This is a genomic window from Streptomyces sp. NPDC027962 (assembly GCF_055566095.1).
The window spans coordinates 150,119-173,304 of the sequence record NZ_JBVHTA010000008.1; the positions used below are offsets into that span (position 1 = coordinate 150,119).

The 23,186-nt window shown below is 71.7% G+C and carries 19 protein-coding genes; 10 read left to right on the forward strand and 9 right to left on the reverse strand.

Annotated elements, in window-relative coordinates:
- The first annotated feature begins 116 nt into the window (after positions 1 to 116).
- From thiE to ACZ4SA_RS10680, 3 genes are all read left to right on the forward strand, one after another.
- Positions 117 to 767 carry a thiamine phosphate synthase gene (gene thiE / locus ACZ4SA_RS10670; protein ID WP_468272185.1) on the forward strand — a complete coding sequence of 217 codons (651 nt, stop codon included), beginning with the start codon at positions 117 to 119 and terminating at the stop codon, positions 765 to 767.
- A gap of 109 nt (positions 768 to 876) precedes the next feature.
- The gene (metF, locus tag ACZ4SA_RS10675; RefSeq protein ID WP_468272187.1) at positions 877 to 1,794 is read left to right on the forward strand and encodes a methylenetetrahydrofolate reductase [NAD(P)H]; all 918 of its coding nucleotides are present in this window, start codon (positions 877 to 879) and stop codon (positions 1,792 to 1,794) included.
- Positions 1,795 to 1,845: 51 nt separating this feature from the next.
- Positions 1,846 to 2,736 (forward strand): hypothetical protein, encoded by an 891-nt coding sequence (locus ACZ4SA_RS10680; RefSeq protein WP_468272190.1) that lies wholly within the window; start codon positions 1,846 to 1,848, stop codon positions 2,734 to 2,736.
- 53 nt (positions 2,737 to 2,789) lie between these two features.
- On the opposite strand, the gene ACZ4SA_RS10685 is transcribed toward ACZ4SA_RS10680, so the two are convergent.
- From ACZ4SA_RS10685 to ACZ4SA_RS10705, 5 genes are all read right to left on the reverse strand, one after another.
- A complete protein-coding gene (locus ACZ4SA_RS10685; RefSeq protein WP_468272193.1) occupies positions 2,790 to 4,286 on the reverse strand; it encodes a phytoene desaturase family protein in 1,497 nt (498 codons plus the stop codon).
- A gap of 63 nt (positions 4,287 to 4,349) precedes the next feature.
- Entirely contained in the window at positions 4,350 to 4,967 is a 618-nt protein-coding gene (locus ACZ4SA_RS10690; RefSeq protein WP_468272196.1) for a DUF4126 domain-containing protein, read from the reverse strand.
- Between the two features lie 413 nt (positions 4,968 to 5,380).
- Positions 5,381 to 5,995, reverse strand: coding sequence for a TetR/AcrR family transcriptional regulator (locus ACZ4SA_RS10695; protein WP_356634486.1), 615 nt, complete (start codon positions 5,993 to 5,995; stop codon positions 5,381 to 5,383).
- 29 nt (positions 5,996 to 6,024) lie between these two features.
- Entirely contained in the window at positions 6,025 to 8,112 is a 2,088-nt protein-coding gene (locus tag ACZ4SA_RS10700) for a YhgE/Pip family protein (protein WP_468272199.1), read from the reverse strand.
- Complete coding sequence (locus tag ACZ4SA_RS10705; protein WP_468272201.1) at positions 8,084 to 9,052, reverse strand: ATP-binding cassette domain-containing protein; 969 nt, start codon at positions 9,050 to 9,052, stop codon at positions 8,084 to 8,086. Before ACZ4SA_RS10705 ends, ACZ4SA_RS10700 begins: the two co-directional genes overlap by 29 nt.
- A gap of 495 nt (positions 9,053 to 9,547) precedes the next feature.
- Here ACZ4SA_RS10705 and ACZ4SA_RS10710 point away from each other — a divergent pair, with 495 nt between their 5' ends.
- The 3 genes from ACZ4SA_RS10710 (at position 9,548) to ACZ4SA_RS10720 (ending at position 11,624) form a co-directional block, all read left to right on the forward strand.
- Positions 9,548 to 10,117, forward strand: a complete 570-nt coding sequence (locus ACZ4SA_RS10710; protein ID WP_468272203.1) for an SAV_6107 family HEPN domain-containing protein — start codon at positions 9,548 to 9,550, stop codon at positions 10,115 to 10,117.
- Between the two features lie 148 nt (positions 10,118 to 10,265).
- Positions 10,266 to 10,982: a class I SAM-dependent methyltransferase gene (locus ACZ4SA_RS10715; protein ID WP_403863577.1), complete on the forward strand. Its 717-nt coding sequence runs from the start codon at positions 10,266 to 10,268 to the stop codon at positions 10,980 to 10,982.
- A 246-nt stretch (positions 10,983 to 11,228) separates the two neighbouring features.
- Positions 11,229 to 11,624 (forward strand): DUF3040 domain-containing protein, encoded by a 396-nt coding sequence (locus tag ACZ4SA_RS10720; protein WP_356634496.1) that lies wholly within the window; start codon positions 11,229 to 11,231, stop codon positions 11,622 to 11,624.
- A gap of 295 nt (positions 11,625 to 11,919) precedes the next feature.
- On the opposite strand, the gene ACZ4SA_RS10725 is transcribed toward ACZ4SA_RS10720, so the two are convergent.
- The 4 genes from ACZ4SA_RS10725 to ACZ4SA_RS10740 form a co-directional block, all read right to left on the reverse strand.
- Positions 11,920 to 14,454 carry a transglutaminase TgpA family protein gene (locus tag ACZ4SA_RS10725; RefSeq protein ID WP_468272206.1) on the reverse strand — a complete coding sequence of 845 codons (2,535 nt, stop codon included), beginning with the start codon at positions 14,452 to 14,454 and terminating at the stop codon, positions 11,920 to 11,922.
- Positions 14,451 to 15,815 carry a DUF58 domain-containing protein gene (locus tag ACZ4SA_RS10730; protein ID WP_468272208.1) on the reverse strand — a complete coding sequence of 455 codons (1,365 nt, stop codon included), beginning with the start codon at positions 15,813 to 15,815 and terminating at the stop codon, positions 14,451 to 14,453. The genes ACZ4SA_RS10725 and ACZ4SA_RS10730 overlap by 4 nt, the downstream gene beginning before the upstream one ends.
- Positions 15,815 to 16,861: an AAA family ATPase gene (locus ACZ4SA_RS10735; RefSeq protein ID WP_468272210.1), complete on the reverse strand. Its 1,047-nt coding sequence runs from the start codon at positions 16,859 to 16,861 to the stop codon at positions 15,815 to 15,817. The genes ACZ4SA_RS10730 and ACZ4SA_RS10735 overlap by 1 nt, the downstream gene beginning before the upstream one ends.
- 199 nt (positions 16,862 to 17,060) lie before the next feature.
- On the reverse strand, positions 17,061 to 17,606 hold the full coding sequence (locus tag ACZ4SA_RS10740; protein ID WP_468272213.1) for a beta-class carbonic anhydrase: 546 nt from the start codon (positions 17,604 to 17,606) through the stop codon (positions 17,061 to 17,063).
- A 272-nt stretch (positions 17,607 to 17,878) separates the two neighbouring features.
- On the opposite strand from ACZ4SA_RS10740, the gene rsmH reads away from it, so the two are divergent.
- From rsmH to ACZ4SA_RS10760, 4 genes are read left to right on the forward strand one after another with little or no spacing between them, the layout of a single operon-like run.
- Entirely contained in the window at positions 17,879 to 18,835 is a 957-nt protein-coding gene (gene rsmH, locus ACZ4SA_RS10745; RefSeq protein ID WP_468272216.1) for a 16S rRNA (cytosine(1402)-N(4))-methyltransferase RsmH, read from the forward strand.
- 55 nt (positions 18,836 to 18,890) lie between these two features.
- Positions 18,891 to 19,499 (forward strand): cell division protein FtsL, encoded by a 609-nt coding sequence (gene ftsL / locus ACZ4SA_RS10750; protein ID WP_468272218.1) that lies wholly within the window; start codon positions 18,891 to 18,893, stop codon positions 19,497 to 19,499.
- A 4-nt stretch (positions 19,500 to 19,503) separates the two neighbouring features.
- Positions 19,504 to 21,471 (forward strand): peptidoglycan D,D-transpeptidase FtsI family protein, encoded by a 1,968-nt coding sequence (locus tag ACZ4SA_RS10755; RefSeq protein WP_468272220.1) that lies wholly within the window; start codon positions 19,504 to 19,506, stop codon positions 21,469 to 21,471.
- A 14-nt stretch (positions 21,472 to 21,485) separates the two neighbouring features.
- Positions 21,486 to 23,183 (forward strand): UDP-N-acetylmuramoyl-L-alanyl-D-glutamate--2,6-diaminopimelate ligase, encoded by a 1,698-nt coding sequence (locus tag ACZ4SA_RS10760; RefSeq protein ID WP_468272223.1) that lies wholly within the window; start codon positions 21,486 to 21,488, stop codon positions 23,181 to 23,183.
- Positions 23,184 to 23,186: the final 3 nt, after the last annotated feature.

Genomic DNA, 23,186 nt, shown 5'->3' on the forward strand with positions numbered 1-23,186 from the left:
GTCCCCCCCCCCCCCCCCCCCCCCCCCCCCCCCCCCCCCCCCCCCCCCCCCCCCCTCCCTCCCCCCCCCCCCCCCCCCCCCCCCCCCCCCCGGCCGAGCAACGGGGGGATCGCCTCATGTCCACGGCTCGCGCGCTGCTGTCCGACGCCCGGCTCTATCTCTGCACGGACGCCCGCAAGCGGCAGGGAGACCTTCCCGAGTTCCTCGACGCCGTGCTCTCGTCCGGCGTGGACATCGTGCAGCTGCGCGACAAGGGCATGGAGGCGGGCGAGGAGCTGGAGCATCTTCAGGTCTTCGCCGACGCCTGCCGCAGGCACGGCAAGCTTCTCGCGGTGAACGACCGCGCCGACGTGGCGCATGCCATCGGCGCGGACGTGCTGCACCTGGGGCAGGGCGATCTGCCGGTCCCTGCCGCGCGCGCGATCCTCGGGGACGCCGTGCTGATCGGCCGCTCGACGCACGCCGAGTCCGAGGCGGCCACCGCCGCCGCCGAGCCGGGCGTGGACTACTTCTGCACGGGCCCCTGCTGGCCGACCCCGACCAAGCCCGGGCGGCACGCTCCCGGCCTCGATCTCGTCCGGTACACGGCCGCCCTGAGCGGTGACCGGCCCTGGTTCGCCATCGGCGGCATCGATGGCCGCAATCTGGACGAGGTGCTGGACGCGGGGGCCCGCAGGGTGGTCGTCGTGCGGGCCATCACCGAGGCCGGCGACCCGGCCGCGGCTGCCGCCGATCTCGCGAAGCGGGTCAGGGCCCGGAGCGTGTGACCGGTGGTGATCGTCCATGTCTGTCCAAGGGATGGACAACAGATGGACAAATCCGGCATATTTCCTGGATTTGGTTGGGTGGCCCTCTCGGTCTGGCTAACCTGCGGGTATGGCCCTCGGTACAGCTTCCACCAGAACTGATCGCGCCCGCACGGTGCGCGACCTGCTTGCGACGGGCAAAACGTCGTACTCGTTCGAGTTCTGGGCGCCGAAGACCGAAAAGGGCGAGCGGAACCTGTGGAACGCGCTGCGCAGGGTCGAGGCGGTCGCGCCGAACTTCGTCTCCGTGACCTACGGCGCCGGCGGGTCCACCCGCGCCGGCACGGTCAAGGCGACCCAGCAGATCGCCGCCGACACCACTTTGACGCCCGTCGCGCACCTCACCGCGGTGAACCACTCCATCGCCGAACTGCGCAACATGATCGGCCAGTACGCGGACGCGGGCATCCGGAACATCCTCGCCGTCCGGGGCGACCCGCCCGGTGACCCCATGGGGGAGTGGGTCGAGCATCCCGAGGGCGTGCGGTACGCCGCAGAGCTCGTCCGGCTCATCAAGGAGTCCGGTGACTTCTGCGTGGGCGTCGCGGCCTTCCCGGAGATGCACCCCCGCTCGGTCGACTGGGACGAGGACATCCGGCACTTCGTGGCCAAATGCCGCGCCGGCGCCGACTACGCGATCACCCAGATGTTCTTCCGGTCCGAGGATTATCTGCGGCTTCGTGACCGGGTCGCCGCAGCGGGTTGCGAAACCCCGATCATCCCCGAGATCATGCCGGTCACCAGCGTCAAGCAGATCGACCGGTTCGCCGCGCTGAGCAACGCGCATTTCCCGACGGAGCTGAAAGAGCGGATCCTCGCGGTCAAGGACGATCCGGCGGCTGTACGCTCCATTGGCATCGAGTTCGCGACGGAGTTCGGCGCCAGGCTGCTCGCAGAGGGTGTCCCCGGTCTGCACTTCATCACTCTCAACAGCTCCACCGCGACGCTCGAGATCTACGAGAATCTCGGACTGCACGAGCAGTCCTGACAGGCCGTACCCGCCCCGCCCCGGGGCGGCGGCCGCAGGAGAGGGGCGGGCATGGGCTGGACGGTCCTCTACGTCGCGTTCGGAATCGTCGCACTGTGGCTCCTCGGTGAGGTGCTGCTGCAGTACAAGGCCCGTCTGCGCTGGCGGCTGCTCGCCTTCGCCGGATTCCTGGGCGTCGTCATAGGCGTGCTGCTGCCGTCGGTGGTGGTCATCGCCCTCGGTGCGATGGCGTTCGCGGTCGGTCAGACGTATGTGACGCTCTCCTTCCGGCGCGGCTTCTCCACCGGCTGGGCGCTCGGCGGCAGCCCCGGCGTGAGCAGGCGGCGCAGGTCCGGCGCGGCCCAGGAGGCGAACCGGGAGCCCTCGCTGGAGGTCACCGGCCTCTCCTACGACACGCCCGAGCCCTACGCAGCCGACTCCTCCGAGTCCTATGCCGCCGCCGAGTACGGGCAGTCGGCTGCCCCACCGGCGCCCGACGTCTACGAACCGGAGCCGTTGCCCGACGAAACCGGGACCTACGGCATCTACACGGAGGACGCGTACGCCGCCCGGCGGGACGCGGATCGGCAGGCCACCCCCGAGGAGCAGCAGTACGCCACGTACGACTCGGGTTACGGCGGCTACGACCCGTACGGCGACTACGGCCGGCAGCAGCCCGCCGCGCAGACGGCTTACGCCGGCCAGTACGACCACGGCAGCGGCCAGCAGCAGTACGCCACCTACTCGGATCCGTACGTGGGCGGCCAGCAGTACAGCACCTACGACCCGTACGGCGGCTACACCGGCCAGCAGCAGTACGCCGGCCACGGGCAGCAGGAGGGCCACACCGAGACCCCGCCCGGCGGGGTCTGGGTGCCGCAGCAGCGTGACGGGGAGCAGCCGGAGCAGCCCTCGGCGTACTACGACCCCGGCTACAACGAGCAGCAGCAGTACCGCTACTGACATCCGCGACGGCCACTGGCTTTCCTCCGCGGCCGTCCACGAGGTCCCGGCCGCTACCGAGATCCGCGGAAGTCCGCGCCCTCCACGATCAGCCCGGCGACCAGCGCGCCGGACATCCCCGCGTGCGCAGGCCCGCCTCCGGGGTGCGCCCAGCCCCCGGCGAAGAACAGACCGGGCAGACTCCCGGCGTTGACCACGGGCAGGAACGCGCCGTCGGCTCCCGCGAGCGCCGGGGCCGGCACCCGGCCGGTGCCCGTCGCACGGCGTGTGTGCTCCGGATGGCGCACCTCCCGCCACAGGAGCCGCTCACGCAGATCCGGCATTGCGGCCTCGGCGGCCTCCACCATCCGGTCCGCGGCCGCCTCGGCGATCCGGTCCCAGGTCTGCCCGCCGTGGACCTCGGCCGGAACCGTGGACACCAGGGTGACCGTCTCGTGGTCGTCGTCCGGCCTCAGCAGCGGGTCGTCCGGCCGCAATACGGTCACCGTCGGGTGCGGGCCCACCCCTCCGGCGCGGATCGCCTCCCACTCCGCGACGGGGTCCGCGGCGTGGACCACCGTGCGGTGCGCGGCCCCCGCCTCCGGACCGCCTCGCAGGGCGAGATGGACACTCAGCCGCCCGGTCCGGACCATCGGCTGCCAGTGCGGCCACTCGGCGCGAAGGCTCCGCAGGCCGATGTGCGCCTCGAACAGCGACGGCATCCAGGCCCCCGACACCACGACGTCGGCCTCGACCGGGCCGCCGTGCTCGAGATCGAGTCCCGCCGCGCGACCGTCCTTGACCAGCACGTCCGTCACGTCGGCCTCGAAGACGAACTCCACCTTTCTGGCCAGACAGCGCTCGTACACCGCGTCGGCGAGGGCACGCAGGCCGCCCTTCACGTACCAGGAGCCGAAGGTCTGCTCCATGTACGGCAGTACGGCGGCCGAAGCGGGTGCGGTGGCCGGGTCCAGCCCGTACGCCGCCGCATGGCTGCCGAGCAGCGCCGCCAGGCGTGGGTCGCGCAGCTCGCGCGTGCCGACCTCGGCAAGCGTGCGGGCCGATCGCCGCAACAGACCCTGCCGCAGCGCGGGATAGAGGTCCGTCGACAGCGGTGAGACGTCATGGGGCAGCGGCTCCTCCAGCAGGGGGCGGCGCGAGCGCTCCCACGTCTCGCGTGCCCGCCCCAGGAACTCGCCCCAGCGCTCGCCCGATCCGGGTCCGAGCGCCGATTCGAGGGCGGAGACGATGCCGGCCCTCGAGGCGTTCGGCAGAAGGACGTCGGTTCCGTCGGCGAAGACGTGGCGGCTCGCCGGGTCGACCTGGGTCAGCTCGACGCACCGCTCCAGCGGCTCCTTGCCGGTCTTGACGAACAGGTCCCGCCATACCGCCGGGAGGTGTAGCAGACCGGGCCCGGTGTCGAAGGCGAAGCCGTCCCGTTCGAAGCGGCCGAGGGCACCGCCGTGCGTTGCCGAACGCTCGTACACCGTCACCCGGTGGCCTGCCACGGCCAGCCGGGCGGCAGCCGCCATGGCGCCCATCCCGGCGCCGATCACCGCAATCCGTGCCATGCACGTGACTCTACTGATCAGGACTGACACGGCCCTGGCCGGGTGCGCTCGGGGGTGCCGTGGTCACCAGTCCGGTGGTCTGCGTGCCGCGCCCGTCAGGCGTTTCTCCTCCCGGCGCCGGGCCCTGCGCCGCAGGAAACGGCGGATCCGCGAGGCCAGGAAGAACACGGTGACGATGCCCAGTACCAGCAGTGCGCCCGCGATGATCGCCGCGGCCACCGGGTTGAAGACCGCGAACGAGATGATCCCGGCGACACCCAGGTCCTCCGCCACGCTCAGGCCGATGTTGCTGAACGGCTCCGGCGACGTGTTGACGGCCATCCGCGTGCCCGCCTTGACCAGATGGCTCACCAGGGCGGTCGAACCGCCCACGGCGCCCGCCGCGAGCTCCGGCAGCGACCCGCTCTCGCCCGCCAGCAGAGCGGCGACGACCGCGCCGGCCACGGGACGGATCACGGTGTGGACGGAGTCCCATATCGAGTCGACGTACGGGATCTTGTCCGCCACCGCCTCGCACAGGAAGAGCACCCCCGCGGCGATCAGGACGTCGGTCCGCTGCAGCGACTGCGGTACCTCGTCCGACATGCCGGTCGCGCCGAATATGCCGAACAGAAGGATCACCGCGTATGCGTTGATCCCGCTGGCCCAGCCGCTGGTGAAGATGAGGGGGAGTACCGACACGGACGCGATCGTAACCAGCCGGCGGCTCCGGAAGGTGGGGTTCGGTGCGCAGAGCTGAGTATCCGTACCTAGTCGCCGAGATGAGTATCCGCGCGGATGGGGCCCACCTGCAGGGACGGAAGAGTGGGGACCACGGAAGGGGCGCGGCGCCGGCACCGCCGACACGGGGTGGCGGAACGGCGCGGCTCCCCTGACGGAACGGGGGCCCACAGGACGGAGAGCCCACGACCACGGGGGACACGGGGGACCGGGCTCTTCGGACCAAGAGGGACACGGGGAGCGGGGAACGGGGGACACGGGGAACGGGGAACGGGGAACGGGGAACGGGGAACGGGAAACGGGAAACGCCGGGCGGGCTGGAAGATCAGCCCGCCCGGCGTTTCTCCGATCCCCCGAAACCGTGCTCCGGACCGTCAGTCCCGGCGGCCGCTCACCCGGCCGTGCAGCAGCAGGGACAGCGCCCCGTGCACATCGTCCAGCGACCGCTCCCGCTGGAACGCTTGCCAGTCCAGCGCCGCCACCAGCACCATCCCGACCAGTGCGGCGGCCGTGAGCGGAACGTCGATCTCCTCGCTCAGTTCGCCGGCCTCCACGCCCTCCCGCAGCACCGTCTCCACCACGGCGACCGCCTGCTGCCGCACGACGAGGAGCGTGGACTGCCAGGCCCGGTTGGTCCGCCACAGCTCGGCGACATACAGCTGGGTGAAGGCCGGGTAGCGGTCGATGAACACGAGCCCGGCCCTGATCATCGCGTCCAGCGCCTCGATCCTGGAGCCGCCGCGCTCCGCCGTCTCGTCGGCAGCCTGCTGCAGGGAGGCGGTGAGCAGGCCGACCCCGAAGCGCAGCAGCTCCTCGAAAAGCTCGGTCTTGCTCTTGAAGTTGTAGTAGACCGTGCCCTTGGCGACCCCTGCGCGCTCGGCGATCTCGTCGACCGTTGTTGCCGAGAAACCCTGCTCCGCGATGAGCGTCACCGCTGCCTCGTAGAGCTTCGCGCGTGTCGCCCGGCGTCTGGTGCTGCTGCTGTCCATGACACCGATTCTCACAGCTCCGCCCATGGTCACAGACTCAGCTCCGGGTGGAGCCTGTCCAGCGTCCACACCTGCTTGCGCCGTGCGGACAGGGCGGTCAGCGCCAGCGCGCCCGCGGTGAAGGCCGACAGCACCGCGCACGCCTGCCAGACCGGGCCCAGACCGCCGCCCGTGATCAGCCTGCGCAGCGCTTCGACCACGTACGTCATCGGCAGGAACGGGTGGACCGCGCCGAAGAACCCGGGGCTGGTCTGCACCGGGTAGGTGCCGCCCGCCGAGGTCAGCTGGAGCATCAGGACCGCGAGGACCAGGATGCGGCCGGCTGCGCCGAAACGAGCGTTGAGCCACTGGATGATCGCCGCGAAACAGCAGGTGACGAGGGCGAGGAAGCCCACGGTGCCGGCCGCGTACGCCATGTCGAGGCCGAGGCCCCAGTGCAGGACCGACATCAGAGCCGCGACCTGGAGCAGGCCGATCGCAGCCACCGGCAACCAGCCCGCCGCCGCGATCCGCCAGGCGGACGCCCCGGCGGCGAGGGCCCGGCGGTTGAGCGGCTGGATGATCATGTACGCCACCATCGCGCCCACCCAGAGGGAGAGCGGGATGAAGTACGGGGCGAAGCCGGTGCCGTAATTGGGCGCCGCGTGCAGGGACTTGCCGGCCAGCTGGACCGGGTCGGCCATCACCTCGGTGCGGCGGTCGCGGTCCTTCTTGTCGTAGTCCGGGATCTTGTCCACGCCGTCGTTGAGCCCCACGGCCAGCTCGGTGGAGCCGTCGGCCAGCCGGAAGAGTCCGCCGTCCAGGTCGCCCGCGCCCTTCTTGAGCTTGCCCACACCGGCGTCCAGGTCGGTGGAGCCCTTCTTGGCGGTCGTCAGGCCCGTGTGCAACCGGTCGGCGCCCTTCGCGACCTTGTGGGCACCGGTGTTGAGCTCGTTGACCTTGCGGACGGAGTACGCCAGGTCCTCGTCCAGTTCCGGAGCGCGCCGGGCGAGGGCGTCGGCTTTCTTCTCCAGGTCGGCGAGCTGCTTCTGCAGCGTCTTCAGATCACCGTTGCTGTTGCCGATCAGGACGTTGAGATCGTCGGCGATCTTGGCCACGTCGGCCGCAGCGATCTTGGCGCGCTTCAGCTCGGCACAGGCTTTGGCGTCGGGGAGCAGCGCCTCCTCGCACTGCGTGCGATAGACCTCGCTGAGCACATCCGCCGACTTGTGGGCGACCACCGCGGCGCCGGGGGCCCGTTCGACCAGACGGTCGAGGTTGTGCTGCACGGCCCGCGACGAGTCGGCCACCAACCGGGCCGAGTCGCCGATCGACTTGCCGTTGTCCTTGAGGTAGGGGCGCACCTCGGCGGCGACCCCGTTGACCTTGTCGGCGAGCGTCTGGGTCCCGTCGGCGACCTGACGGGAGCCGGTCTCGAGCTCACCGGCACCCTTGTGCAGCTTGCTGATGCCCCCCGACAGCTTGCCGCTGCCGTCCTTGGCGTCCTTGAGTCCGTCCGCGAGGTCCTCCGAGCCCTTCTTTGCTTTCCCGACACCACTCTTGAGCTTGTCGGCGCCCTTCGCCGCCTTCTCCGTCGCCTCGTGGATGTCGGAGAACGAGATGAAGATCCGGTCGAGGAACGACCGCGAGGCATCGGTCGACGCGGCGGTGCGCACCTCGGAGAAGACTGTCCGCGAGATCTGCCCGACGATGTAGTTGTTCGCGTCGTTCGTACGGACCTGGAGCGCGCCGGTCTCGGGGGAGTCGCCGGAACTGGAGGCGATGCGCCGGCTGAAGTCCGCCGGCATGGTCAGCGACAGATAGTACGTGCCGTCCTCGACGCCCTTGCGGGCCTCGGCACCGCTCACCTCGTGCCACTGGAAGACGTTGCTGTCGCGCAGCCCCTTGGTGATCTCGTCGCCGGCCGTGATCTTCCGGCCGGCCGCGGTCGCGCCTTTGTCGTCGTTGACGAGCGCGACGGGGATCTTGTCGAGCCTGCCGTACGGGTCCCAGAACGACCAGAGGTACAGGGCGCCGTAGAGCAGCGGCAGCAGCAGGACCGCGACGATCGCGGCGGCAGGCAGCTTCCCCCTGCCGAAGCGCTTCAGCTCAAGCGCGGCCAGTTTCGGCGATCGCATCGGCCGTCCCCTCCTCGTTGGTGTTCTCATCGGTGTCGCGCTCGGTCCCGGTGTCCGTCCCTGTCCCTGTCCCGGTCCCGGTCCTGGTCCCGGTCTCGGTCTCGGTCTCGGTCTCGGTCCCGGTCCCGGCGTCCGGGTCCGTCGGAGCGGGCCGGTCCGTTTCATCGGTGTCGGCGTCCGTATCGGGCGCCCCCCGGCCCGTTGCAACGGCGTCGGCGGAGGGGGCCTTGCCTCCGTCGGGGACGGCGCCCGTCGTGCGGACGACGACTGCGTCCTCGGGGGCCTGGCTGCACACCGCGAGCACCGTCGTCCCGCTGTCCGCGACCGAGCGAAGGAGCGCCCAGGCCGTGGCGCGGTCGGCGTCGGAGAGCTTGAGGTCGGTGTCGTCGACCGCGAGCAGCCGCGGTTCGGCGATCAGCGCGAGGGCGACGGAGAGCCGCAGCTCCTCCAGCCGCTCCAAGTCCCGTACGGACGTGCGCTCCCGCTTGGGCAGCGCCGCCAGGTCGAGCCCCGCGGTGGACAGTGCCTTCTCGATGCGTTCGCGCGCCGCGGCGGACCGCTCCGCCCGGGGCCGCAGCAGAGCGCGCAGCGCACCGTCGAAACGCCGCTGCAGCAGGGCCCGTTCGCGCAGATGCTCGGCGACAGTGAGCGCCGGGTCGAGGTCGCTCACTCCCGGCACCGGACCGAGCGCGCTGATCCGGCGCACAGCGGCCATCCTGCGCGGCAGCTCGAGGCCCGCGACCGCAGCGCGGCCCTCCGTGGGCCGCATCCGACCCGTAAGTGCGAGCAGCAGGCTTGTGCGCCCCGAACCCGACGAGCCCTCGATCGCGACGAGTGCCCCCGGCGCGGCGTCGATGTCCACCGATCGGAACGCCCAGCCGCGCGGGCCCTTCACTCCGAAGCCCTCGGCGGCGACGGCCGCGCCGTGCGGGCTGTCCACGTACCCCACCCCGATCCCCCTCCCCAGTTCTCCATCCGTCAGTTTTTGAACTGACCAGTCAGTCCAAAAACTACCCCCGAACCCCCGATCGAAGCAAAAGGACGGCTGGCCGCCCTCAGGATCTGCGTGAACATCGCGAACATGCGGATGCCGGCCGCAGCCAGGCCGTAAGCCACGCCGGAGGCTGCCACCGCGGCTCCGACAGGCAAGCGCGTCGGGTCAAAGGCAGGCCCGTACGACCAAGCGGAACAGAGTCTTGAAGAGTTCGTCCACACCGTTCCGGGCGGACCGGGCTCGCCGGCGGAAGCCCAAAGTGCCGTGATCACCGAGACGGCGAGCCCGGGATCCGCCTCGGTGATCGAACCGCTGCTAAGAAGTGGTCCTCTCGCCACCTCCAGCCGGAAAGAACACCAGGTCAGCGCGGATTGTCAGTGGGGCCCTCCACGATGGACACATACGGCCACAGTGCCGTCACACGACGACAGGAGGCTCGTCATGGCCAGTTACTCGGCAGCCGCCGAACACCGGCGCCGCGCCACCGGCACTGCCCCCTCATCGACCGGCCCCGCGCACGACGTCCACCCCGTCCCGCGCCGGGCATCCGCGCCGCCCGCCGCTCTCGACCTGCTCGCCCGGGCCCGCACCGGGCTCGAGGAGGCCGAGAGCCTCGACCAGCCCAACGAGCGGTATGCCACGGCCCACCTGGCCGCCCTGCGCACGGCCGCCGCGGTGCTCGCCGCCCGCGGCCGCCCCGAGACCGGTCCGCGGCGCCGTCATGGGGCATCCCCACGGCGGAGCCGTAGGGGAGGCATCCGCAGCGCCTGGGAGGTCCTGCCGGAGATCGCGCCCGAGCTCTCCGAATGGAGCCTGCTGTTCGCCTCCGGTGCCGACCGCCGGGCACGTGCGGAGGCAGGCATACGGGGCGCCGCCGGCCGCCGTGACGCCGACGACCTGCTGCGGGACGCGGCCATGTTCCTGAGGCTGGTCGAGCGTTTGCTGGTGCTGCAGCCCTTGCTCCCGCAGCCCAGGCCGCAGCAGCCGGAGCGCGGGGACTCCGCGGGATGAGACGGAGCGCTGGCGGGGGAGTCGGAGGCAATAGGGTGGACTGAGGTCATCAGCTACATCGCCCGAGGAGTCAACAGCCGTGTCGGAACCGTCCCCCGCCGGTGGGGAGACCCCACCGCGACCCTCTCGCGCCTCCCTCCGTACGGCCGTGGTCTGGGAGGTCCTCAAGGAGGCTCTCGACCGTCGGGTCAAGGCGACCGGGACGGACTCCCTGGACATCCTGGACACCGGCGGCGGCACCGGTAACTTCGCGGTGCCCGCCGCTCAGCTCGGTCATCGCGTCACGGTCGTCGACCCCAGCCCGAACGCGCTGTTCGCGCTCGAGCGCCGGGCGGCCGAGGCCGGGGTCGCGGACAGGGTCCGCGGCGTCCAGGGCGACATCCACGGCCTCTTCGACGTCGTCGAGCGCGGTGGCTACGACGCCGTCCTGTGCCACGGCGTGCTGGAGTACGTCGATGATCCCGCCGAGGGCGTCCGCAACGCGGTGGCGGCGCTCCGGCCCGCCGGAGCGCTCAGCCTCCTCGCCGCCGGCCTCGGCGGCGCCGTCCTCGCCCGTGCACTGGCCGGGCATTTCAACGAGGCCCGCCAGGCGCTCTCCGACCCCGACGGCCGCTGGGGCGCGGGCGACCCGGTGCCCCGCCGCTTCACCGCCGAGCAGCTCACCGAGGCTGTCACCCAGGCCGGTGTCGAGGTCGGCGCGGTCCACGGGGTGCGGGTCTTCGCCGACCTGGTTCCCGGCGTTCTGGTGGACACCGAGCCCGGCGCCCTGGACGCGCTGCTGAAGCTGGAGGCAGCCGCCGCCGAGCTTCCTGCTTTCCACTCCGTCGCGACCCAGCTGCACGTCCTGGGCGAGAAGCGGGGCTGATCAGGGGCGCAGCCGCAGATGGAGTACGCAACAGACCCTCCGTTAGTGGCCGTCGCCCCGTATGATCGGGGGACACCATCCGGCATGACGGATCGGAGGTTGGGGAATCAACGCCTCAGCACCCCGATCGGCATGGCGGCCCGGAATGGCGTTTGCGAGAGGGCGGGTTTCACGGGGGCGAATCCCTGCCTATCCTGGAAGGGCCGCATACCGGTCGCCCCCGCGACCGACGACGAGGAGGACTCCGTGCCGCTCTCGGAGCACGAGCAGCGAATGCTCGAGCAGATGGAGCGAGCGCTGTACGCCGAAGATCCCAAGTTCGCTACAGCGCTTGAGGGAAGCGGGCTGCGTACGTACACCCGGCGACGGGTCTACCAGGCGGTCGCAGGCTTCCTGGTGGGTATCGCGCTCCTCATGGCCGGTATGGTCGCCCAGCAGATCTGGATCAGTGTGGTGGGCTTCCTGGTGATGCTCGGCTGTGCGGTTCTCGCGGTCACGGGCTGGCGCAAAGCGCCGAAGCCGGGCGAACAGCAGCAGGCAACCGGCGAGCAGGGACGCCGACAGCCGCACCAGCGCAGATCGATGATGCACCGGATCGAGGAGCGGTGGCAGCGCCGCCGCGACGAGCAGGGCGGCCACTGATTCCACCGGTCACCGGACTTTCACCGGACCGGATGGTGGCTCCGCCGGGCAAAGGCTTGGAGTAGGGATGAGGGGCGACGCTTTCGAGCGCCGCCCCTCATCCGTGTCCAAGGCCCCGCGACACGAGCCGACTTCGTATGCGCCGCGCAGGCGGCGGCCCCGCTGCGGGCTTGGTCCGCCTCCGGCTCAGCCCCGCTGCGCCCCGCGCGCCGGCTGCCCTCGGCGCCCACGCCGGACCGGGCGGCTCAGCGCCGCTCCGCCCGCTCGCTCCGCCGCGGGCTCCGCCCGCCCCCGCTCAGCCCCGCTGTCGGCTCGGTCGGCGAACGGCCCGGGCCCAGCGTTCCAGTGGCAGGCGGCGGACGGACCACCGGTCCGTGAAGGCCGACCAGCGCTCGCTCAGAGTCCACAGGACCCGGACCGACGAGCGGGGCAGCAGCGTCGCTCGCATCCGGGGCCAGAAGCCCACCGCGTCCAGCAGGCCGGCGTGGATCTTCCGTGCGTCCTCCGCGAGGCCCGTGCCGGTTCGCGGGACGGGTGCGTAGAGGACCTGCTCCACCGAGCGGGCCATCCGGTGCACGGCCGCCGCGGGCTCGTCCTCCAGCTTGCCCAGGGTGACGATGCGGGCCGCCGCCTTGCGCGGCGTCAGCGACTCGTCGGGCAGGACGCCGACGTCCCAAGCCGAGTCGGTGACCTCCTGCCACGCCGCCAGCGTCCGGCCAGGGTCGTCCACTGCCGTGCGGCCGGCGACCGCCCCGACACCCCCGGCCAACGACACACCGGCCGGATCGGAGCCGTCGGGGTCCAGGCCCGTCGAGCCTGCGTCGCGCTTGGCCGGCCGGACCACGCGCGTGGTCAGTCTGCGGGCACGTGTCGCGATCCGCCACAGCAACGGAACCGCCAGCAGCAGCAGCCCGGCTGCCACGCCGGACGCGACCAGCAGCACCGTACCCAAGGCCGACTCGTCGGCCGACGGCGGCTGGACGTCACGCGGTTCGGCCGCGCCGCACTCGCCGAGCTGCCGCTCCTGGCGGGGGCAGGTGTCCTGGGGCCGGTCGGTCTGTGCCGGGGCGGCGGAGCCGCCCTCTTCCGGCTGCGCCGGGTCCGAGGGCCCGCCGGAAGGCGTCTGCTCCTGGGTGTACTCGGGCCGGCTGCCGCGGCTCGGCGTCGGCTCGAAGCGGGTCCACCCCACACCCTCGAAGTACAGCTCGGGCCAGGCGTGGGCGTCGCGCAGGCCGATCGACACCGTGCCGTCCGACTGCGTGGTGCCGGGCTGGAAGCCCACCGCCACCCGCGCCGGGATGTCCAGCGTGCGGGCCATGGCCGCCATCGAGAACGAGAAGTGGACGCAGAAGCCCTTCCTGTCCTTCAGGAAGCGGCTGATCGCCGTCGCGCCCGTGCCCGAACGGACGTCCGTGTTGTACTCGAAGCCGCCGTTGTCCGCGAACCACTCCTCGAGCTTCTTCGCTCGCTCGTAGTCGTTCGCCGCGCCCCTGGTGACCGTGACGGCGGTTTCCCTGACGTCGTCCGGCAGCACGTCGGGCACCCGGGTGTATTCCTGCAGCAGCGCGGCGGGCGGCGCGGGAGCATCCGCCAGCTGCTCCTGGGTCGGCTGCACGACGAGGCTGCTGACCGAGTACTGCACGCCGGCCGTGGTCTGCCTGCGGTCGCCGACGAGCGTCCGTCCGGCGGGCTCGAAACGCCAGCGGCCGTCGATGGCCACCGTCGTCGCCGGGTAGGGCATCGGCAGCCAGTTCTGCTTGTAGTCACCGGCCGCCGACAGATTGGTCTTCACTTCGGTGACCTGCACCGACGGGCTCAGACCGGGCGGCTCGGGCAGACGCTCGGGCACATTGGTGACCTTGCGCTCCGAGGAGCGCCACGACGTGCCGTCGAACCGGTCGAGGGCCAGGATCCGCAGATACATGTCCCGGTTGTCCGGCGCGTTGGTGCGGTAGCGAAGCACCTCGCGGTTCTGCGGCTGGTTCAGATTGTCCTGGAGCGAAACCAGGGGGTTGACGGCCGAGATGGTGCCGCCACCGCCTCCTCCGACCCCGCCGCCCGGGCCGTTGCCGAAGCCGCCGAGCAGACCGCCGTCCAGCGCCGGCAGGGCCGCCGGGACCGCGAGCGCGACGCCCAGCGCGAGCACACCGATCCTGCGGCCCGCTCGGACCGGGGCCTGCGGACGCCCGTCCGTCGGGTCCAACCCGCCGGTCGAACGTCGCTGGGCACTGCCGGCGCCGCCGAAGACGCGCCCCCACTGGGACAGCCGGTCACGGCCTTCGGCGAGCAGCAGCAGCAGGTAGCCGGAGGCGGCAAGCAGGAACCACAGCCAGCTGGCCCCGCCGCCGGAGAGCCCGGCAGCCACCGAGTAGAGCGCCAGGAGTGGAAGACCCGCCGGTGCGGCGCTGCGGAACGTCACGGCCAGCGCGTCCACCGCCAGACCGATGACCAGTACGCCGCCGATCACCAGCAGTCTGATCCCGTCGGTCGCGGGGGCCGGGATGGCGTACTTGCCGACATCGGCGGTACCGGCCTGCAGCAACTCGCCGAACCGGGCGAACGCGTCGGGCCCCGGCAGCAGGCCGAGCACCGCCTGTTCGCGCGTGAAGACGACGGTGAGCACAAGAAGCGTCACCAGCACCTGCACTGCCACGGTCAGCGGCCGGGCCAGCGGCACCCGCCGCGCGAGCGCGCCCGCCCCGGCCTGGATCGCCAGCAGGAACGCCGCCTGGATCAGCCAGTTGGGCGGATCGACCAGGGGCAGCAGCGCTCCCGCCGCCATCAGCGTGGCGGCGAAGGCGCACAGCGCGAGCCGTCCGCGACCGCTCATGACCGACCTCCCCAGGACCCGTTCGTACCGGCGGCCGACGACTCGCCGGTGCGCTCCCGGGCCGCCTGCTGCCACAAATCCGCGAGCCGCGTCCCCGGCGTCACCGCCAGTGCCGTCCAGCCCGCGTCGCGCAGCTGCCGCAGCCGGTCGTCGAGCGCCCCCGCCACGGCCCCGCCGGTCAGCCAGGTGCCGCTGTCCACGACGAAGGCGACGGCGGAACCGCTGCGGTGCCGCATCCTGGCCGCCAGCGCGGCCTGTTCCTCGTCCAGATCCCCGAAGAAGGCGACCAGCAGCCCTTCGCCGCCGCCGCGCAGCACGTCGTACGCCCGCGACAGGCCGGCGCCGTCGGAGTGGTCGACGACGGCGAGCGTGTCCATCATCAGACCGGCGGACTCCACGGACTCCTGCGACGAGGCGAACCCCTCGGCGCCCTCACCGGGGACGGAGCTTCCCGTGTCCGTCAACAGTCGGACGGCGAAGCCGCGTTCCAGCAGATGCGTCAGAGCGGAGGCCGCGCCGGACACGGCCCACTCGAAGGCCGAGTCGGGGCCTGCCCCCTCATAGGCCAGTCGGCGGGTGTCCAGCAGCACGGTGCATCTGGCCCGCTGTGGCTGCTCCTCGCGCCGGACCATCAGCTCGCCGTAGCGCGCCGTGGAGCGCCAGTGCACTCGTCGCAGATCGTCGCCGTAGCGGTAGGCGCGCGGGATGATGTCGTCGTCGCCGGCCAGAGCGAGCGAGCGCTGGCGGCCGTCGCCGTAGCCGGAGGCCTCGCCCGCCAGCCGCACCGCGGGCAGCGTCTCCGTACGGGGTATGACCGTGAGGGTGTCGAAGGCGCTGAACGAGCGGGTGAGCTCGCACATGCCGAACGGGTCGTTCAGCCGCAGCTGGAGCGGTCCGAGCGGATAGCGGCCCCGCAGATCGGAACGGACCCGGTAGGACACCTCGCGTCTGCCGCCCGCCTCGACCCGGTCCAGGACGAAGCGGGGCCGCGGGCCCAGCACATAGGGCACATGGTCCTGGAGCATCAGCAGCCCGGTCGGCATCCGCGAGACGTTGTCCATGCGCAGATGCACCCGCGCCTCGGAACCGGCGGGTACCCGGCCCGGCGTCAGCCGGCGGCTGGCCGCGACGCGGTAACGGGTGCGGTACAGCACGGCCACACAGATCAGCGGCAGCACGGCGAGCAGCAGCCCGACGCGGAGCAGGTCGCTCTGGCCCAGGACGTACGCGCACACGGCGGCAGCCACACCGGCGGCGAGGAACGAGCGACCGCGGGTGGTGAGCCCGCCGAGCGCCGCCCGCATGCCGCCGGCTTCCTTGCCGTCCGGGCCCGCAGAGGCGGCAGGCCTCCCGGGCGTCATCACAGCCGCCGGGCGCCGGGCTGCTGGCCGTAGAGCGTCGGCTGTGCCGGCCGGCCGGAGACGTACGCGCCGTCGGAACTGCCGGTGGTGGGCACGGCCGTACGATTGACGATGTCCAGGACGACCTGCTCGGCCGTGCGGCGGTTGAGCTGGGCCTGTGCCGTGGGCAGCAGCCGGTGCGCGAGGACCTGCACGGCGAGGGCCTGCACGTCGTCGGGGAGGGCGTACTCGCGGCCGCTGAGGGCTGCGGACGCCTTCGCGGCGCGCAGCAGATGCAGCGTCGCGCGCGGGGAGGCGCCGAGTCTGAGATCGGTGTGGCTGCGGGTCGCGGCGACGAGATCCACCGCGTAGCGCCGGACGGACTCGGCGACGTGCACCGCGCGCACCGCCTCGATCAGCTTCACGATGTCGTGGGCGTGCGCCACGGGCTGCAGGTCGTCCAGCGGGGAGATGCCGCCGTGGACGTCCAGCATCTGCAGCTCGGCGGCCGCGCTGGGGTAGCCGATGGAGACGCGCGCCATGAAGCGGTCGCGCTGCGCCTCGGGGAGCGGGTAGGTGCCCTCCATCTCCACCGGGTTCTGAGTGGCCACCACCATGAAGGGGTTGGGCAGCTCGTAGCTGTGGCCGTCGATGGTGACCTGGCGCTCCTCCATCGACTCCAGCAGCGCGGACTGCGTCTTGGGCGACGCGCGGTTGATCTCGTCGCCGATCACGATCTGCGCGAAGATCGCGCCCGGCTTGAACTCGAACTCACGCCGCTGCTGGTCGAAGATCGACACTCCGGTGATGTCGGAGGGCAGCAGGTCCGGTGTGAACTGGATCCGCCGCACCGAGCAGTCGATGGATCGCGCCAGCGTCTTGGCCAGCATCGTCTTGCCCACGCCCGGGACATCTTCGATGAGCAGATGCCCCTCCGCCAGCAACACGGTCAGCGAAAGCCGTACGACCTCTGGCTTGCCCTCGATCACACCCTCGACCGACCTGCGGATCCGATCCGCGGTGGTGGTCAGATCCGTGAGGCTCGCTCGATCGTCATAGGTCGTCACCCGGCCCTCCTCGGCCCGTTCTAGGGCCGGTGCACACAAGACGGCACGGCCCACCCCGAAACACGGACACCGCTCCCGGAGAGTCCGGAAGTGGAGTCACACCCGCATTCTTGTTGGCGTTCCCGCGTTGTGTCACTCGCCTGTGGATAAGTGGGTGGGATATGTCGGGGTTGGATGGTTATTCCGGGTGTCGAGCTGCTCACGCAGCGGGGTCGATCTCCCGCAGCAGACCCGTCGCGACGTCGAAGACGAAGCCGCGGATGTCGTCGGCGTGCAGCAGGAACGGCGAGGTGCGCACGCGCTGCATCGACTGCCGTACGTCCTGGTCGACATCCCGGAACGCCTCGACCGCCCACGCCGGGCGCTGCCCGACCTCTTCCTCCAGCTCGATGCGGAAGTCCTCGGTGATGCTCTCCAGGCCGCAGCCGGTGTGGTGCACGAGTATCACGCTGCGGGTGCCGAGCGCCCGCTGGCTGATGGTGAGCGAGCGGATCACGTCGTCGGTGACGACGCCGCCGGCGTTGCGGATGGTGTGGCAGTCGCCCAGTTCCAGTCCGAGTGCGGCGTGCAGGTCGAGGCGGGCGTCCATGCAGGCGACCACGGCCACCTTGAGCACCGGGCGCGCGTCCATCCCGGGGTCCTGGAACTCTGCGGCGTAGCGCTGGTTCGCCTCGACGAGACGGTCGGTGACGGTGCCGCCGGTGCGTGCGGCGTCGGCAGCGGGCGTGTGCGCATAAGTCGACATGCAATGAAGGTAACGGTCACCGACCGGGCAGGCGCGGTGTGAGGGCGGACAAAAGAACGTCAACGACCCTCGCAGTGATGTAACCCACAGGAATGACGCGGTGGTCCGTGCGACGCGCTGGCCGGTTGATTGACCGGCCGGACCAGTGGACTAAAGTGACGCGAAGTTCACGGACACCACCCGGGTAATCGGTGGCTTTCCGCACAATTCCCCGCGTGCGCGGCGTACGCACGGCCCGGCATGACTCGCCCGCGCCGGATCTGAGAGGGCGCATGAGCCAGACCCGACACGTCCCGGTGATGCTCCAGCGGTGCCTGGACATGTTGGCCCCCGCGCTGGAGGCGCCCGGCGCTGTCGTCGTCGACTGCACCCTGGGCCTCGGCGGACACAGCGAGGCCCTGCTCAAGAGGTTCCCCGAGGCGCGTCTGGTCGCTCTCGACCGGGACAAGGAGGCCCTGCGGCTCTCCGGCGAGCGGCTCGCCCCCTGCGGTGAACGCGCCACGCTGGTGCACGCCGTCTACGACGAGCTCCCCGACGTCCTCACCCGCCTCGGCGTCCCCCGCGTCCAGGGCATCCTCTTCGACCTCGGCGTCTCCTCCATGCAGCTCGACGAGGCCGACCGCGGCTTCGCCTACGCCCAGGACGCCCCGCTCGACATGCGCATGGACCAGACGACGGGCCTCAGCGCCGCCGAGGTGCTCAACACGTACCCGGCGGGCGAGCTGGTGCGGATCCTGCGCGCCTACGGCGAGGAGAAGCAGGCCAAGCGGATCGTCTCCGCCGTCGTCCGGGAACGGGCCAAGGAGCCCTTCACCAACAGCGCGCGGCTCGTCGAACTCATCCGCGACGCGCTGCCGCAGGCCGCCAAGCGCACCGGCGGCAACCCGGCCAAGCGGACGTTCCAGGCCCTGCGCATCGAGGTGAACGGAGAGTTGACCGTCCTCGAGCGGGCGATTCCCGCGGCGGTCGCCTCCCTCGCCGTCGGTGGACGAATCGCCGTCCTGTCGTACCACTCCCTCGAGGACCGGCTGGTCAAGCAGGTCTTCGCGGCCGGCGCCGCGATCACGGCGCCGCCCGGGCTGCCCGTCGTACCCGAGGAGTACCAGCCGCGGCTGAAACTGCTGACCCGTGGCGCGGAGCTGCCCACCGAGGAGGAGGTCGCGGAGAACCGCCGCGCGGCACCGGCGCGTCTGAGGGGGGCACAGCGCATCCGGGAGGACGTGGCGTGACCCGGGCGGGCGAGCGGCGCCGCGCAGTCGGCGGAGAAGCGAACCGGAGGACACCTTGAGCACAGCGGCCAAGCAGTTGAAGGGACGGGCCGCGCGGCTCACGCGGCTCATGCCGTCGGGGCCGAGCTCCGCCGCGCGCACCCCCTTCGTCCTGTTGGTCGTGATCCTGCTCGCCGGGGGACTGATCACGCTTCTGATGCTGAACTCGTCCCTCAACCAGGGCTCGTTCGAGCTGAGTGAGCTGAGGAAGAAGACCACCGAACTCACCGACGAACAGCAGGCGCTGCAGCGGGACGTGGACCGCCGTTCGGCCCCTGACGCCCTCGAGCGGCGGGCCCGTGAACTGGGCATGGTGCCCGGCGGCGGCCCCGCCTTCCTCGGCCCGGACGGCAAGGTCCTCGGCGTACCGAAGAAGGCCACCGCGCAGCCCGTGCCGCCTTCGCCGTCACCCACTGCGTCCGACCCGGCGACCGCGGAGCCCTCGCAGCTCTCGACGTCCGCCCAGGCCCCGCCCCCGGCCGCACCGCCGCCTGGTGCCGTCCCTGGCCAACCGGGCAGCGCCGCGTCCACGCAGACGCAGACGACGCAGGCACCGGTCCTCCCGGCGCCCGCCCAGTCCCTCCGTACGTCCCCGCAGCCGATCCCGACGACCCCCGGCAGGTGACGCAGTGCCCTCCAAGGAACCACCGCGGCGCCGGGTGCCAGGCCCCGCACGGCGGCCCTCCGCCCAGTCCGCCGCACGTCCCCGGCAGCGCTCCGGCTCCCGTCCGCCCCGCCCGGGGCAGCGTCCTGCCCCCCGGCGCGTGCGGCTGAGCAACCCGCGCCCCCGGCTGAGGCTGGTCAGCCTGGGTCTGACGCTGGTCATGCTGGCGTTCGTCGTCCGGCTGCTGCAGGTCCAGGCCGTCGACGCGAGCGCGTACGCGGCCAAGGCGGAGAAGAACCGCTACCTCAGCCACAAGCTGGCCGCCGAGCGCGGCGAGATCACCGACCGGGCCGGTGTCGCGCTGGCCACCAGCGTCGACGCGCACGACATCACCGCCGACCCGAAGATGTTCACGCTCGAGGACAGCAAGTCCCCGAGCGCGCCGGAACAGGCGGCGGCACTGCTCGCCCCCATCCTCGGCAAGGAACCGGCCGAGCTCGCGGAGAAGCTCAAGAAGCCCGGCTCCCGCTACGCCGTGCTGGCCCGCCGCCAGACCCCCCAGGTCTGGAACCAGATCAAGGACCTCAAGGGCGTCTACGCGGAGAAGGCCGCGGCCGACAAGCGCAGGGGCGGCCCCGGCGCCAATGTGCTCGCGGGCGTCTTCCAGGAGCCCAGCAGCCGGCGCGTGTACCCGAACGGCGATCTCGCCGCCGGGATACTGGGCTTCGTCAACGCCGCGAACCGGGGCGGCGGCGGCATCGAGTCGATGCTCGACGAGACGCTGGCCGGCAAGGACGGCACCATCACCTACGCCCAGTCCGGCGGCCGCCGCGTGCCCACCGCCACCTCCAGCGAGGTCCCCGCGGTCCCCGGCTCCGACGTCGAGCTGACCATCGACCGCGACATCCAGTGGGCAGCCCAGAAGGCCATCGAGGACCAGGTCCGGAAGTCGAAGGCCGACCGCGGCTATGTGATCGTCCAGAACACCCGCACCGGCGAGGTGCTCGCCATGGCCAACGCGCCCGGCTACGACCCCAACGACCTGGGCCGGGCCGGCACCTTCCCACTGGGCAACGCCGCCCTCCAGGACGCGTTCGAACCGGGCTCCACCGCCAAGGTGATGTCCATGGCCGCCGTGCTCGAGGAGGGGAAGGCGACTCCCGGGACCCATGTCGTCGTCCCCAACCGGCTGCACCGGGGCGACCGGCTCTTCAAGGACGACATCGACCACCCCACCTGGTACCTCACGCTCAACGGCGTACTCGCCAAGTCGAGCAACATCGGCACCATCCTGGCCACCGGGCAGCTCGGCAAGAACCAGCCGGAGGCCAACAAGGTGCTCCACTCCTATCTGCGCAAGTTCGGCATCGGCGTCCCGACCGGGCTCGGTTACCCGGGCGAGACCCCCGGCATCCTCGCCAAGCCGCAGGACTGGTCCACCTCGCAGCAGTACACGATCCCCTTCGGGCAGGGCCTGTCGGTCAACGCCGTGCAGGCGGCCTCCGTGTACTCGACCATCGCCAACGACGGTGTCCGCATCGAGCCGACGCTGGTCCGCGGCACCAAGGGCCCCGACGGCCGCTTCACACCGGCGCCCGAACCGGAGGAGACCCAGGTCGTCAGCGAGAAGACCGCCGACACACTGGCCGCCATGCTCGAGTCGGTCGTCGACGACGAGGAGGGCACCGGCAACAAGGCCCGTATCCCCGGATACCGCGTCGCCGGGAAGACCGGAACGGCCAACCGCGTCGACCCGGAACTCGGCGTCTACAAGGGCTATACCGCCTCCTTCGCCGGCTTCGCACCGGCCGACGACCCGCAGATCACCGTCTACTGCGCCATCCAGAACCCCACCAGGGGCAGCTACTTCGGCGGACAGATCTGCGGCCCCATCTATCAGCAGGTCATGCAGTTCGCGCTGAAGACCCTGCAGGTCGCCCCGACCGGCAAGGGGCCCGCCAAGCTGCCCGTGACCTTCGAACCCGGCGAGTGACCGGAGGACCACCAGTGACAACGATCACGCCCGATTCCGGGAACCGGCCCGGTGAGGGCACCTCATTTTCGCCCGGGCCCGGTGCGCCCGGTACGCTCACCGCCGTGCCACAAGCTGATCAGACCCGAACCACCCAGCAGGACGCCTCCCAGAAACACCCGGGGGCGCCCCGTCCGGACCGGCCCCGCCCGACGCGGCTCGAGGAGCTGGCGGCCCGGCTGGGTGTGCAGACCCCGGGCCGCGCGGAGATCACGGGCATCACCCACGACTCGCGTGCGGTACGCCCCGGCGATGTGTACGCGGCGCTGCCCGGCGCCCGTTTCCACGGCGCCGACTTCGCAGCCCAGGCCGCCGACCTCGGAGCCGCCGCGATCCTCACCGACGAGGCGGGCGCCGGACGCGCCGCCGCGACCGGCCTGCCGGTGCTCGTCACCGACAACCCGCGCGGCCGGATGGGCGAACTCGCCACGGAGATCTACGGTCACCCCGGCCAGGACCTGCTCCAGATCGGCATCACCGGCACCTCCGGCAAGACCACGACCGCCTACCTCGTCGAGGGCGGCCTCAGGGCGGCCGGCCGTTCCACGGGCCTGATCGGCACGGTCGAGATGCGCATCGGCGACGAGCGCATCAAGTCGGAGCGCACCACCCCGGAAGCCACCGACCTGCAGGCGCTCTTCGCGGTCATGCGCGAACGCGGCGCCGACTCGGTCGCCATGGAGGTCTCCAGCCACGCCCTTGTGCTCGGACGGGTCGACGGCTGCGTCTTCGACGTCGCCGTCTTCAACAACCTCAGCCCCGAGCACATGGAATTCCACTCCGGCATGGAGGACTACTTCCAGGCGAAGGCGCAGCTGTTCACGCCGCGGCGCAGCCGGCAGGCCGTCGTCAACTTCGACGACGAGTACGGCCGCAGGCTGGTCGAGGAGGCCACCGTCCCGGTCACCACCTTCTCCGCGGAGGGCCACACCGACGCCGACTGGCGGGCCGAGGACGCCGAAGTCACCGCGCTCGGCTCCACGTTCACCGCGGTGGGCCCCAAGGGCGAGCGGATTCGCGCCCAGGCGCCGCTGCCCGGCCCGTTCAACGTCGCCAACACCCTCGCCGCGATCGCCACCCTCGCCGTCGCCGGCCTCGACCCCCAGACCGCGGCGGACGGAATCGCCGCCGTGCCCGGCGTGCCGGGCCGCCTGGAGCGGGTCGACGCGGGCCAGCCGTACCTTGCGGTCGTGGACTACGCACACAAGACCGACGCGGTCGAATCGGTCCTGCGCTCGCTGCGCAAGGTCACCGAGGGCAAGGTGCACATCGTGCTCGGCTGCGGCGGCGACCGTGACAAGACCAAGCGCGGCCCGATGGGCGCCGCCGCCGCACGGCTGGCCGACACCGCCGTACTGACGTCCGACAACCCGCGCGGTGAGGACCCCCTCGCCATCCTCGCCACGATGCTGGCGGGCGCCGCAGAAGTACCCATCCACGAGCGGGGCGACGTGATGGTCTACGAGGACCGGGCCGCCGCGGTCGCCGCCGCCGTCGCCCGCGCCGAGCCGGGCGACACCGTGCTCGTCGCCGGCAAGGGGCATGAGCAGGGCCAGGACATCGCCGGAGTGGTGCGCCCGTTCGACGACCGCCAGGTCCTCCGCGAAGCCATCGAGGCGCGCAGAGACGCGTCGTCGAAACGCGTCACCGAATTCGAGAACAGTCAGGGATGACCA